We start from the raw sequence: 13,217 nt of genomic DNA, 5'->3' as shown, positions 1-13,217 counted from the left end.
TATCTAAGCAAAAGGAATAAAAAATGAAAAAAGTTACTTTATTTGCTCTTTTGAGTTTGAGTGTTATGGGAGCGGATTATAGCGATATGAGCATAAAAGAGATGCAGGCAATGAGAGGAAAAGTCCCTGTTGAAGAACGAGCTGCTTTTCAAAAAGAGATGCAATCTAAAATGGAGAAATTAACTCCTCAAGAAAAAAGAGAGTTTGCAGCGGCTAAGCGTAAAAAAAGACCTAACGCAAGATGCGCAACCGGTTCACAAATGCGCAATAGCGCTACACAATGCGGCAATAAAAGGTTTGGCGGCGGACAAGGACAATAAGCGCTTTTGCTCTTGCATAAGGTTTATGCAAGAGCGTTAAATATATTATAAAATAGTTGCATTATATTAAACTATTTATCCTCAAGATTGATTATTTTTAAACTTACTAAAGAGAGTCCGAATTCTCTTTCATCGCTTCCCTCTAACTTTTCTTTTAAGACAAACGGTTTTGGCGGTACTATCTCTATCGTGTTGGCGTTATTTGTATTTTCAAATGAAAGCAGATATTTTCTAGGGTCATTGTGCTGGGGCGTAAACTCTCTTACGCTATCTCCTACACTCACTTTTACGATATTTCCTACATTTTCGCCGTATGCTCCGCAAACTAGCTCTAGTTTGAATTTTTTAGGAAGCGGATCTACAAATGTCAGCAGCGCACTAGGATGCAATTGCGCATCCGTCCATCTTCCGACTTTATCGGGATATGAGATTCCCTGCAAATTTTTTAAAAAGCTTGGATAACCCTCTTTTTTAAATACTATGGTATCGTTTATCGAAGCAGTGTATCTTACTCCGTTGTTTTTTACCATATTGATATTTTCAATTATCTTTTGGATATCATAATCTTTACTCAAGCCGTTACCGAGACTCTCTATCTTGTAATCTCTTGGTAAATCAAGTCCTTGGATTCTAAATTTGGAGCCGACTACACCCTCGACTGCGCAATATTTATCCGATGCATTGCCATCAAAAATATAGTTCAAAAGCTTACACTCGTCAATCCATAAAAATCTGTCGTCTTTATTAAAATGTTCTAACTGCTCATAGAGTTTCCAAGCATAATTAAATTGAAAATAAGGCTCTACATTGTTTTCTAAAATCTTAAATAAAACAGGAAGCGTATAGTGGTTTTCTCCGACACTCACAAACATTTTTTTAAAATTCGGTTTAAAACTCTCCGACATTTTTGGAAATTTCCAAAAGCTCAATATATCATTTCTCCACTGATTTAACCTCTTGCCAAAATCATCAAATGAGTTGTAAATAGACTCTTTTTCTCTTAGATTTCTGCCTAGTCCCAAATCCGTATTTATGTTTAGAAAAGATAGAACCGTCGATGCAACATCAAAAGGAGTTCCTATTTTATCTACCGACTTATACTCACTGCTGCTTGGATCAAAGACAACAAAAAAGTTTCTTCTGTTTTGTGATTTGCCAAGCTCATCTGACGCCGTGTTCCTCATAGCCAAATGGTCGGATGTAACTACGATAATCGTATTCTCTGCATATTTTGAGTTTTTAACTTTTTTTATAAAATTTGATATCAGGATATCCGCACATTTTACGGTATTTAAGATTTCATTGGAACCATCCATATATAAATCTTTTGAACAAGAGTTGGATAGATGTCCGTTTGGATGATGTGTATCTAACGTGTGCATAAATAGAGCAAACTTATCTTTAGACGATGATAAATTTTCAAACTCTTTATATGCTATGTCAAGAAGCGTATCATCATACAAACCCCAGCCGTTTATATATCTTTTGTTTTTAACTTTTTTTAGCAGCTCATCTCTTCCGACTACACTATCAAAACCGTGAGTTTTGTAAAATTTATCAATACCCGAAAATTTAACACTGCTGCCCTGCAACATACTTAGATAATAGTTCTCTTTTTTTAGAACATCTCCGATACACACAGCCTTTGGATAAAATTTATCTATCCCCTCCATGGAGTTACCGCCTGAAGTTGTAAATAGCGGAATTGCACATTGTGTAGCAGTGGTGCCTGCTATAGTGTAGTTTGTTCCGCTAGTTTGAACAATATTTGTAAATTCAGTACCGCTTTTCTCTCTCATAAGTTTGCTAAGATTTGGCATAAGATCCGGAAAAATATTTGTATCAAAGTATGTTCTCTCAACACTCTCTGCATATAAAAAGATTATATTTTTTTTATATGCGCTGTCATTTGAATCATTTGGAACTTTATAATACTCATAAAAATCATTCGCCTGTTCCATAGTCATAGTTAAAAAAAGATTTTTAAAATCATTCAAAGCAGGATGTGTTAAAAAAGCTAAAATCAAAAATCCGTTATGCAAAAAAGCTTTTATTTTTTGCGGCTTTACGGCAACTACACTGCTTAAGTGACGGTGATAAAAAAAAGCCGATACAAAGAGAGTGACAAAAGCTAAAAATGCACCCAAAATAAGCAATAGATACTCGCCAAATCCGGCTTCTCCAAGCCCCAAATTTAAAGCAGCAATAATAGTCTCATTTATCCCCGCACCCGTAAAGTAGCTAGCTACAAAATAGATTATGGTAAAGAGTCCATATAGAAAAAATAGAGTTGCATCTAAAAAAATTCTCTTTGGATGTTTCTCTTTATACTTCATCGTAACAACTGCAAAGATAAAAAAGAAAATGGATAACAAAATCATATTCATATATAAAAATTCCAATAAAAATATCTAGCGACTAAAGATAGTAAACTTTCTCTAGCATAAAAGCCATAAGGCACAAAATCTTTTTTGAACAGAGTTACTTCAACTCGCTCCAATTATTTCCGATATTTAAACTGGCTTTTAGTGGAACATTTAACTTCATAATGCTCTGCATAATCTCCTTAAATCTCTCTCCTAAAGCTTCCGCTTCATCCTCATCCACTTCAAATATCAACTCATCGTGAATCTGTAGAAGCATTTTAGCATTTAATTTTTCGTCCTCTATCACTTTATCTATTTTATTCATACTTAGCTTTATAAGGTCACTTGCACTTCCTTGAAATACGCTATTTACCGACTCTCTCTCATATGCAGCCTTAAACATCGGCGAAGCGCTCTCATAATCAAAATATCTGCGGCGCTTAAGCAGTGTTTCAACATATCCAGCCTCTTTTGAAAAATCCACTATAGAGCGAAAATAGGCTCTGACTGTCGGAAAGCTGTTAAAATATTTATCTATTATCTCTTTAGCCTCTTTTGTGCTGATACTTAGAGTCTCCGAGAGTTTTTTTTGTCCCATTCCATAAAGCAGTCCAAAATTTACCGTTTTTGCAACATTTCTCTTCGCTTGTGCCTCTTCCTCGCCAAAAAGAGCAATTGCCGTCTGCATATGGATATCTTTATCTTGCTTAAATGCATCTACCAATACTCTGTCCTGCGTAAAGTGCGCAAGAAGTCTAAGCTCGATTTGAGAGTAGTCTATGCCTATTAGTTTTTTACCACAGCCAGCAACAAATGCCTCTCTTATTCTTGTGCCGAGTTTTGTTCTTGTAGGGATATTTTGCAAGTTCGGGTTTTTGGAACTTAACCGTCCCGTTGCCGTTCCCGTCTGTACAAAAGATGTATGTACGCGACCGTGTCTATTTTCACGGCTTAGTTTTAAAAGCGGCTCTATATAAGTTGAAAAGAGTTTATATACTTCGCGGTACTCCAAAAGGTATGGGATAATCTCATGCGCATCTCTTAGCGAACTTAAAACTTTCTCATCGGTAGAGTATCCGGTTTTTGTTTTTTTACCGGTTGAGAGTCCGAGATTTTCAAAAAGTACGACTCCTAGCTGCTGAGTGGAGTTGATGTTAAATTCGCATCCGGCTAAAGCGTATATTTTTTTTGTTAAATCATTTAAATTCTCTTTTGCTTCGACAAGAAAGTGCTCTAAAAATGAGCCGTCAACTTCTATGCCCGTTTTCTCCATCTTTAGAAGTGTTTTTATAAAAGGAAATTCCACATCTGCGGCTTCTTTGATAAGAAGCGCAGCGTCTTGAAGCTCTAACATCTCTAAAAAAAGAAAATATAGCCTGCGCGTTATGTAAGCATCTTCGGCGGCATACTTGCACGCATCTTCTAACTCGACACTTGCAAATGTATCACCCTTTTTTACAGTATCTTTGTAATGAAGCATCGTGTGATTTAAAAGCTTCTCGGAGAGTTTGTCAAGCGAGAGAGCGCTCTCAGGATTTATAAGCCAGGCAAGTATCATAGAGTCGGCAAAAATATCCAAACCGTCATCTTCTAAAAATCTGGTTACAAAGTGCAAATCAAATTTAATGTTATGTCCGACTACGAGTGAATTAAATATTTTTCTAATGGCATTTTTTGCTTCACTCTCATTTATCTGCTCCCCTACACCGAGATAAAAGTGAGCGATAGGAACATAGTAAGCCTCCGCATCGTTAAAACAAAAACTAAAACCTACAAGAGAGTCCTTCTCATAATCAAGCCCTGTCGTTTCAGTATCAAAAGCTATAACCGTATCTCTCTTTAGAGTGCCCAAAACCCTATTTAACTCTTTTGCATCTGTTAAAAGCGTAGTTTTAAAATCCAACTTTTTGCTGTTTTGTATCTCTACTTCTGCCTTTTTTACCGCTTCTTGATGCGTCTCTTGAGTAACCATATTTTTAGCCTGCAGAGTTCTTAAAATAGCATTTTGCTCATACTTTACAAGCTCATCGTAGATATTTAAAAAAGGGTGTTCGACATCCATTTTATAATCTTCAAAATCAAAACTATCTAAAACATCGTGCATAAGCGTCACAAGTTTTTTTGACATATATGCCGAATCTTTACTCTCGATTAATTTTTTTTGCACACCTGCGGGCTTTACACTGTCTATATTTGCATAGATATTGTCTAAACTCCCATACTCTGCCAAAAGCTTCTGCGCCCCGACTTTGCCTATACCTTTGACACCGGGGATATTGTCTGCCGAATCACCGATAATAGCTTGATAATCTATAAACTGCTTTGGCGAAATACCGTACTTCTCATAACAAGCATTTTCATCCATAACCTGTTTTTTAATGGCATCCACTAAAACAACCTTGCCGTCGTCTATGAGCTGAAAAAGATCTTTATCGTGTGAGACTACTCTTACATTGTAGCCCTTCTCCTTAGCAAAATGCACAACCGTTGCTATCATATCGTCAGCCTCATATCCGACATAACCGAGTGTTTTATAACCCATCTTGTCTATCCACTCGATAGCAATAGGCAGCTGCATAATCAGCTCCTCAGGGGGAGGAGTTCTATGCGCTTTATAGTTTGGGTCTATCTCGTTTCTAAAACTATCCCCTTTGGTATCTATAGCAAAAATTATATAGTCGCTGTCATGCTGTTTTTGAAGGGTGGAGATAAAATTTGTAAAACCTGTCAATAGCCCTGTCGGAAAGCCTTCGCTATTTTTAAGGTGCTGCGGAAGAGCATAAAAACTGCGAAAGAAAAAACCGAATGTGTCGATTATAGTAACTGTTTTACTCATTCCTTTAAGGCATCCATTATATTGCAGATTGCATCTTCTAATAGCTGAGTATTGTAGCCGGCATCTGCCGCTCTTTTTAGCCCGAAATTTATAGACATTTCCGAAAAAGGTTTATTAATAGGCACTATTGTTTTTACGATATTTAAAGCCGTAGCATATTCTTTAGCAGATTCCGGAGCAAAAGATGGATTGTCTGAATATTTAATCATATCTATAAACTCATCATCAAATCCCCAATGCTTAAAAACCAATGCCGTAACTTCTCCGCATGTAGCACCGCAATAGGTTTTCTCTACCATTGCCAAATTGTTTGAATTTTCCACTTCGCTGGCAAAACTTATCGCTTCGTTGTTTTGAATAACTTCACTGGCTATAAGTATCTTTCCCGTCTCTTGTAAAAATGCCGCTAAATACAATTTTTCGGCTTTGTTTCTATCGATTTTCTTATACCAATTAACCGTCAAAGTTGCTTGAAGCGATGAAATATGTGCAAACTCGTCCGATGTAACACCGTAAGGCTGCATATCTACATTTAAAAGTTTTCTGATTGAGTTTCCTACTGCTATAGAGCGGGTCATATTCATTCCAAAGAGAGCTACTGCCTGAGCGACATTTTTAATCTCTCGTCCAAACCCGTAAAGAGGAGAATTGGCAATTTTTAAAATATTTGCAATAATCATAGGGTCATGTTCTATTACTTTTGCCATATCTTTTATAGTTGAATTTTCATCCGCATAAATTTTATTTATTTGTATAATCGTTGAAGAGAGCGGCGGAAGCGATTTTATGCTATCAATAATTGAGATTTTCAAAGTTGATACCTTTTTTTTACACTTATTATAGCAGGTTTTTATTTATGGTATCTCACAAAGTTTACTTTGTGTAGCTTCAGGGGGTTGTAGGGACATTTGTCCCTGCCGCTAGAATGGGCTCCGCTCATTCTAGCGTGTAATATCAGTTAGAATGGCACTCTGTTAATGTTTTTTCGGCTCTAGCCATATAGTCGTAGCCGTTATAAATCGTATAAGAACCATAAAGAATAACCGCAAAAGAGGAGAGACTTACCATCATATTTCTAAAACTTGTTGCATTTGAAAGAGATGCTAAAAAACCAAGACCAAACATTGCAGGAATTGTACTAAGACCAAATATCGCCATTACCAAAGCACCGTAAAGCGGGCTTGCCGTACTTGCGGCAGTTATAGCAAAAAAGTAGACAAATCCGCACGGTAAAAGACCGTTAAGCATACCGAGAATAAAAAAACTAAAATTTGATTTTGAATTTAGAACTTTTTTAAATAGATTTTTATATGTAGGCGAAGATGAAAATGAGTGCTCTATGAGAGTCAAAAATTTTATTTTACCCATAAGAGAGAGCCCGGCAAGAACCATAGCGACTCCCGCAACGATAAGCATTATTCCGTTTGCTTTATTGCTAAATGTCACGACACCGCCGAGTGCCCCAAAAATAGCACCTAAAATCGAATATGTCGACACTCTGCCAAACGAGTAGAGCAGATGCGCAACGGTTTGTGAAACTTTAGAGCTCTTTGGTTCAATTTTTATGGTTGAATATGCTAAAACAATTCCGCCGCACATCCCGATACAGTGACCGAAAGAGCCTAAAAATGCAATAGTTATGATGCTTATAATATTTACCGTTTCCATTATTTGCTTAATTAATTTCCTAAAAGCTGTTTTCTTATTAGAGGATTACGCAAAGTCTCGCCTCTTAACATTCTAATACGCATTGTATCGAAATTAACATATCCGTCGCTTGTTTTTTCATATGCCCCAAAGCCGTAACCCATAGGCGTCTCATCCTTTAGCGAGTAAAAAGCCTCTTTTGCGTCTATCCATCTCTTTGTATCTCTGCTCATAACCCAAATTTTTGCACTATCTCTAAACTCCTTATCTTCAAGCCACTTTGTCATTCCGCCGTGATCATGAAAAAACCAGCTTTTTCCGCTCTTTATAATGACTTGGGAAGCATCCGTTAGGTTGTCAATAACCATTTTACAATCGCTGTCTTGATAAAGACCGACTTGCATCTCAATAGGGAGCTGCTCTATATTTCCCTCTTTTACTACAATCGTTTTTTTTGATGCTCCTAAAAAAACAAAGAGTGTTACTATCGCTATTACTATTACTAAAACTACAAACAAAGGAATAATTTTTTTCATCATGACCCGCAACCTTAAATAAAGGTAAATTTTACACTCTTTTTGTTACATTTGTGTTAGATTTGTACTCTATTTATCTTCTTTTTTTCCCTTTACCCAAATCATCATATTGTATAAATTTCTCCAAATCTTTTTTAAAATCTTCGCTTAGACTGTCCCAAATCTTTTTTTTTCTCTCATATCTGGCATAATCCTCTTCTTTGCTCTTTATGATATCTCGTATCAGATAATGATAACGAACAATATTTTTTGTATATTCGCTTATAAAAAACCAATTTTTAATTATCTCATAACTCCGCTCTTCATGATCCGTAAAACTATACTCTTCAAACTCGATATCCTCTTCATCTTTTTTAAAAGCACAAAAAGGCTTACCGATATCGTGAAGAAGCCCCGCAGCAAAAAACCTAAACTCTTTTGCTTTTAAAATATGATATATAACGCGAAGAGTATGAACCAAAACTCCGTGCTGATGCCACTTATTTTGAACAAAAAAAAGAGATTCCAAAAACGGTCTTGAAAAAAAGCTGTTGTTGACTCTGTTCATATCTGCTCTTTTGCCATGGGATGACAAACTTCAACCGTCTCTTTTAAATCCTGCTTTTGTATATGCGTATATATTTGAGTAGTTAGAAGCGAAGCATGACCTAGCAGCTCTTGAACAACCCTCAAATCGGCTCCTCCGGTTATAAGCGATGTTGCGTAAGAATGACGAAGAACATGGGGAGAGACGCCTAAATACTTTTGCGTTATTTTATAGGCTGATATACGGCTAAGCTTATCGCCTTTGTAGTTGCACCAAACAAACGTATTGTTTTTTTTCATCTCATTTAAGTAACTCTCTACTGCTTTAATTGCAACTTTTGCTATGGGAACGATACGCTCTTTTTCACCTTTGGCATGTCTTATATGAAGCCATTCACCCTCAATATCTTCTCGTCTTAAAGCTAAACATTCGCTTATTCTAGTCCCCGATGCATATAAAAAGAGTATCAATGCATAGTCGCGAAGACCTATGGATGTACTTTTATCTATTTGATTAAGCCCGTTTTGTATCTCTTTGTATGATAAAAATTTCGGAAGAAGTTTCGGGATTTTTGAAAATTTAAGTTTTGATTTTTCCTGCGAAAATTGATTTTTATAGCAAAAATCAAAAAAAGCATTGACTGAAGAGAGTTTTCTATTTAGTGTTCTTTTATTTTTATATATGCCGAGTGCGGCAAAAAGAGAGGCAGAATCTAGTTTTATAAGAGGTTTGTTTAGAGTTTTCTCAAGAGCATCAAGGTCGCTTCTATACGCCTCGACGCTTTTTTTGCTAAGAGCTCTTATAACGCTGATATACTCTATAAAAGCTTCTAGCTCGTTTGACATTACTCTACCGAGATATATTCATCATCCACGAAAAATATTTTATCATTAATGAATACGAAACCGTCCTCTACATTTACCTTATACACTTTATGTTTTGATAAATCTCTTGAAATCTCTATAATATAACCCTCTTTTTCCAAAGCATAAAGGTTTTCACCGCTGACTATCATCCCCAAAAAGTGAGCAAATGGAAATTTTAATTTTGCATTTTGCTGTAAATCAGGCGTTAGTGAAATTATCTCACCCTGCTTTGTAGCTACAAATATATTTTTATCATCAGTAGTAACACTTCTTATATCGTAGGCCTGTCTAATCTCTTTTTGAGCTAAAGAGAGTATCTTATGTCCTGTTGCCGCTACGATTTTATTGTCTATAAGACTTAAGAATATAACATTATTAAAATGCTCTTCACCGCTAACAATAACGGTTCTTAGTTTCTTTTTTGTTTTTGAATTTATAATGACTATTTTCCCGTCAAGTGTTGAAAAAATAACTAAATCATCTTTAAAATGCGGTTTTACTATTTTAGAATTTACGACTATCGGTGCATTTCCCTGCTCTTTTAAAAGCGGAGATTTATTTGCTATTGAGTAGAGCGCCATCTCATTGTTTGAAAACAAAACGGCCAATATATCATCTTTAATTGCCGCAGTAGCTATCGTTCTTTTTAAGTTAAACTTATTAACATTTTTAGTATCAGCAGAGTATTGCAGTGTCAAATTCCCGTCAACATCTGAACTCATAACCCAACCGTCACTATATCCTAACAATTTATAGCCGTCTTGAATCTTGATATCTAAAACTCTTCCGTCTGCAAATACTTTTTTCTCTTCTACTAGCGCCGCATCCGGTGAGATATTTTTAATTGTAAATTCGCTATTTCCGTGAGATTCCCATTTACCTGCAACCCCAGATGGTTTAAATACCTCTTTGGAACTACATGCAGAAAAAACAAGTGCTGTAACCGATATTAAAATAATAAGTAAAATTTTCAAAATATTACTTTATACCATAATGCATAAGAGCTAAAACCATCTTATTTAGCGAAGAGTCTTTCGACACTTTTGATAACTTCTCTTTAGCTTCATCTATTTTATTTTCGCCAAAAAGCATTACCGCACTCTCAACAAGTGCCAAATCTCTAAATATAGCATCCTGCTTTGAAGCATACTCTTCCAAAGAAGCTGAATTTTGGGCAGCTTCATACTTAGCCAAATCGCCGACAATCAATGCTTTTGAGTTTTTCAAACCCTTTAAAGCTTCTAAATCTTTTTTAGCTACCGCTTGAGAGAAAACCCAAACATCATACAAATTAGGGCTCAACGCTTTTAATTCATTTAGAGCGGTAGCATTGTTTGCATCTGCTTGAAGTTTAGAAAGCGCAGCGTTCGCAGCTGCTACTTTACTTTTCTCATTAGCATCATAAAGCAAATTAGCGGCGATAACAAAAGCAACCACAGCCACTGAAGCTATCATAACCTTTTTATATTTTTTAATAAATTTTTCGGTTATCACCGCTTTTTCAAAAAACTTCTCTTCGGAGTTTAACTCCTCTTTTACCATAGTAATATTGTCTTTTAAACTCAAAAATATTCCTTCATTCTACATATAATTATTAAAACCTTAAAATAATATCGCATAGTTTGTTAAAGTTTCATCAAATAGATAGATTTTTTTTGTTACAATCTTGTAAATTATTATAATAGGATTATCATATGCAAGTAGATGACGCGTTATTGACTAAATTGGAAAAGTTGTCATTTTTAAAAATTTCAGACGATAAACGGGAGGAGATAGTAAATCAGCTCTCACAAATTGTTAATTTTGTAGATAATTTAAGTGAATTAAACACGGATAATGTCGATGACAAATTTGCTATGAGCGATGAGGCGACATTTTTAAGAGAAGATATCGCATTTTGCAATTCAGAAATAAACGATAGCATTCTTAAAAATGCGCCTATGTCTAGTGATCATTTCTTTATCGTGCCTAAAATAATCGAGTAACAGGAGAGTATTATGAGTGAAGAGACAAATAAACCCATCGACATTAAAAAACTGCTAAAAAGTGTTCTGCACTTTAACTCCTCGGATTTGCATCTTGTTCCCGGAAGTGAGCCGCAAATCAGGATTGATAAATCGTTAAAACCTCTCAATCTTCCTATTTTATCCGCTAAAGAGATAGAAGAGATGGCTTATGCGCTTATTGAAGATAAACAAAAGAAAATATTTGAAGAAAAAGACGAACTTGACTTCTCTTTTGAGTTAGAAAATGTCGGTCGTTTTCGTGCAAACTATTACCGTACAATCGGCGGTGTTGCTTGTGCATTTCGTATGATTCCCATAGACATACCACCATTAGAGAAGTTTAACAACAACCCTATTTTCAAAGAACTCGTTAAAAGAGAAAAAGGTCTAATCCTTGTAACGGGACCGACAGGTAGCGGTAAATCTACTACTCTGGCTTCAATGCTTCATGAGATAAACATGACGGCAAATAAACATATCATTACAATCGAAGATCCTGTTGAGTTTGTCCACACAAACATAAAATCACTCTTTTCACAAAGAGAGGTCGGTGCCAATACCAGAACATTTGCAACGGCACTTAAGTATGCGCTAAGACAAGATCCCGATGTCATACTAATCGGGGAGATGAGGGATAAAGAGACGATCGAAGCTGCACTTACGGCTGCGGAGACCGGTCATATTGTTTTTGCTACTCTTCACACAAATTCGGCACCTGCAACAATCAACCGTATTATCGATGTATTTGACTCCGGAGAACAGGCTCAAGCTAGAGCACAACTTGCATCTTCGCTTATCTCTATTATCTCACAATCTCTTATGCCCAGAATCGGCGGCGGCATAGTCGCAACTCAAGAAGTGCTAATAGCAAATCCTGCTATACAAAACTTGATTAGAGAAGACAAAGTTCACCAAATCTACTCTCAAATGCAGTTAAATCAAAATGAGACGAATATGACTACTCAAACCGATCAACTTTTAGCTCTGCTGCGTAAAAAAGTTATCTCAAAAGAGACTGCGATAACAGCCTCAAACAGACCTGAAGAGCTTATGAAAATTATTCATAATCTGTAAAAAAGTTTTTGACATGTTTTACGCATGTCAAGACCTTAAGCTTTTCTAAACCTTACCATCTTAAACCGTTCACCTAAAAAATTCGGCATGATTAAGATTTTTACCTTTTCCAACTCTTGTTTGTAGATTTTCTCATCCGCTTTTTCTTTTAGTATCTCTAAAAGTTCCAAGATTCCCATATTTACAAGAGCTACCATTTGAGCTTTTAGCTCTATAAACTCTACCCCCGCTTCAAGAAATGCGTCCTTGACATGGGCAAATGTTACATCATAGGTTATATCCGACTTTGCAAATAGTTCTTCTCTTTTTATGTTTTCATCGAAAAATGGAATTACTTCGTGTTTTGCATAAACTCTTAGTGAAAAATCGGGGCGGGCTTGCATCTCTCCGTAATCAAAACTCATAAACTCAAATTTTTTGCATGACGATGCCATCTCAATGGCGAACTCTTCATATCCTTTTGCTATTTCGCCTCTATCTTTATGGTACTTTTTTGCTTTTTGTTCTACCCACTCATCATCTACATCAAAAACAACTTCATGCCGCTCAACTCTTGCACTTTTGCCTTTGTAGTAGAGTTCGCACGGGAACGCATCAAATATCTCATTTGCTATAAAAAAAGCATTTTTACACTTTAGCTCGCTTAAAGATTTATAGTGGGTAAGCTTTATGGCATCGCCGAAACTCTCAAAAAAGTAGTTCTTCTGAAACTCTTGAAGCGAGTCAAATCTCTCGATTATCGCAAATTTTAAACTACTCAGCAGTTTTGGTCTAAGAGTATATATAAACTCTATCACATCCGCTAAAAAATAGCCGTGATGCGCTCCGATTTCACAAACGACACCCTCTTCATCCAAAAAACCCTCATCGACTAAAGAGATGATATGTTTTGCAATCGTCCCGCCAAAAAATTTACTCGTACTTACTGCCGTATAAAAATCCCCGCTCTTTCCGATGTTTTTATAGGTTGCATAGTAGCCGTCTTTGCCGTATAGCCATTCGCTCATATAGTCGCTAAATTTTATCATCTTACATCTCAT

Annotated in this window: 13 protein-coding genes; 3 read left to right on the top strand and 10 right to left on the bottom strand. The window is 36.0% G+C overall.

Features of this window, described 5'->3' with window-relative positions; all coding sequences use genetic code 11:
* The first annotated feature begins 23 nt into the window (after positions 1-23).
* On the top strand, positions 24-320 hold the full coding sequence (locus tag PHQ93_RS07550) for a DUF1104 domain-containing protein (protein WP_299942753.1): 297 nt from the start codon (positions 24-26) through the stop codon (positions 318-320).
* Between the two features lie 71 nt (positions 321-391).
* Here PHQ93_RS07550 and opgB read toward each other — a convergent pair whose 3' ends face one another.
* The 9 genes from opgB to PHQ93_RS07505 all read right to left on the bottom strand — a co-directional run bounded on the left by opgB (position 392) and on the right by PHQ93_RS07505 (position 10,663).
* Positions 392-2,707, bottom strand: a complete 2,316-nt coding sequence (gene opgB / locus PHQ93_RS07545) for a phosphatidylglycerol--membrane-oligosaccharide glycerophosphotransferase (protein ID WP_299942751.1) — start codon at positions 2,705-2,707, stop codon at positions 392-394.
* 94 nt (positions 2,708-2,801) lie between these two features.
* Complete coding sequence (gene polA / locus PHQ93_RS07540; RefSeq protein WP_299942749.1) at positions 2,802-5,522, bottom strand: DNA polymerase I; 2,721 nt, start codon at positions 5,520-5,522, stop codon at positions 2,802-2,804.
* Complete coding sequence (locus tag PHQ93_RS07535; protein ID WP_299942747.1) at positions 5,519-6,334, bottom strand: HDOD domain-containing protein; 816 nt, start codon at positions 6,332-6,334, stop codon at positions 5,519-5,521. Before PHQ93_RS07535 ends, polA begins: the two co-directional genes overlap by 4 nt.
* A 142-nt stretch (positions 6,335-6,476) precedes the next feature.
* Positions 6,477-7,190, bottom strand: coding sequence for a sulfite exporter TauE/SafE family protein (locus PHQ93_RS07530; RefSeq protein ID WP_299942745.1), 714 nt, complete (start codon positions 7,188-7,190; stop codon positions 6,477-6,479).
* An 11-nt stretch (positions 7,191-7,201) separates the two neighbouring features.
* Positions 7,202-7,708, bottom strand: coding sequence for a hypothetical protein (locus PHQ93_RS07525; RefSeq protein WP_367278382.1), 507 nt, complete (start codon positions 7,706-7,708; stop codon positions 7,202-7,204).
* 70 nt (positions 7,709-7,778) lie between these two features.
* The gene (locus PHQ93_RS07520) at positions 7,779-8,252 is read right to left on the bottom strand and encodes an HD domain-containing protein (protein WP_299942743.1); all 474 of its coding nucleotides are present in this window, start codon (positions 8,250-8,252) and stop codon (positions 7,779-7,781) included.
* The gene (locus tag PHQ93_RS07515) at positions 8,249-9,076 is read right to left on the bottom strand and encodes a tyrosine-type recombinase/integrase (RefSeq protein ID WP_299942742.1); all 828 of its coding nucleotides are present in this window, start codon (positions 9,074-9,076) and stop codon (positions 8,249-8,251) included. Before PHQ93_RS07515 ends, PHQ93_RS07520 begins: the two co-directional genes overlap by 4 nt.
* Positions 9,076-10,071, bottom strand: coding sequence for a hypothetical protein (locus PHQ93_RS07510; RefSeq protein ID WP_299942740.1), 996 nt, complete (start codon positions 10,069-10,071; stop codon positions 9,076-9,078). The genes PHQ93_RS07515 and PHQ93_RS07510 overlap by 1 nt, the downstream gene beginning before the upstream one ends.
* Positions 10,072-10,075: 4 nt before the next feature.
* Positions 10,076-10,663, bottom strand: a complete 588-nt coding sequence (locus tag PHQ93_RS07505; RefSeq protein WP_299942738.1) for a hypothetical protein — start codon at positions 10,661-10,663, stop codon at positions 10,076-10,078.
* 128 nt (positions 10,664-10,791) lie between these two features.
* Between PHQ93_RS07505 and gatC the strand changes: the two genes are divergently transcribed.
* Entirely contained in the window at positions 10,792-11,082 is a 291-nt protein-coding gene (gene gatC, locus PHQ93_RS07500) for an Asp-tRNA(Asn)/Glu-tRNA(Gln) amidotransferase subunit GatC (protein ID WP_299942736.1), read from the top strand.
* 12 nt (positions 11,083-11,094) lie between these two features.
* On the top strand, positions 11,095-12,177 hold the full coding sequence (locus PHQ93_RS07495; protein WP_299942734.1) for a type IV pilus twitching motility protein PilT: 1,083 nt from the start codon (positions 11,095-11,097) through the stop codon (positions 12,175-12,177).
* Between the two features lie 35 nt (positions 12,178-12,212).
* Here the strand turns inward: PHQ93_RS07495 and PHQ93_RS07490 are convergent, their stop codons facing one another.
* Complete coding sequence (locus PHQ93_RS07490; protein ID WP_299942859.1) at positions 12,213-13,202, bottom strand: SAM-dependent methyltransferase; 990 nt, start codon at positions 13,200-13,202, stop codon at positions 12,213-12,215.
* Positions 13,203-13,217: the final 15 nt, after the last annotated feature.

This window comes from Sulfurimonas sp., assembly GCF_028714975.1.
GTDB lineage: Bacteria > Campylobacterota > Campylobacteria > Campylobacterales > Sulfurimonadaceae > Sulfurimonas.
Note: the sequence above shows the minus strand (reverse complement) of the source record. Positions and strands in the feature narration are given on the sequence as shown.

Excerpts from the sequence above, each read along its gene's own strand:
- gatC (WP_299942736.1), top strand. The coding sequence starts at position 10,792 with ATGCAAGTAGATGACGCGTTATTGACTAAATTGGAAAAGTTGTCATTT.
- PHQ93_RS07525 (WP_367278382.1), bottom strand. The coding sequence starts at position 7,708 with ATGATGAAAAAAATTATTCCTTTGTTTGTAGTTTTAGTAATAGTAATA.
- PHQ93_RS07550 (WP_299942753.1), top strand. The coding sequence starts at position 24 with ATGAAAAAAGTTACTTTATTTGCTCTTTTGAGTTTGAGTGTTATGGGA.
- PHQ93_RS07495 (WP_299942734.1), top strand. The coding sequence starts at position 11,095 with ATGAGTGAAGAGACAAATAAACCCATCGACATTAAAAAACTGCTAAAA.
- PHQ93_RS07530 (WP_299942745.1), bottom strand. The coding sequence starts at position 7,190 with ATGGAAACGGTAAATATTATAAGCATCATAACTATTGCATTTTTAGGC.
- PHQ93_RS07520 (WP_299942743.1), bottom strand. The coding sequence starts at position 8,252 with ATGAACAGAGTCAACAACAGCTTTTTTTCAAGACCGTTTTTGGAATCT.
- polA (WP_299942749.1), bottom strand. The coding sequence starts at position 5,522 with ATGAGTAAAACAGTTACTATAATCGACACATTCGGTTTTTTCTTTCGC.
- PHQ93_RS07515 (WP_299942742.1), bottom strand. The coding sequence starts at position 9,076 with ATGTCAAACGAGCTAGAAGCTTTTATAGAGTATATCAGCGTTATAAGA.
- opgB (WP_299942751.1), bottom strand. The coding sequence starts at position 2,707 with ATGAATATGATTTTGTTATCCATTTTCTTTTTTATCTTTGCAGTTGTT.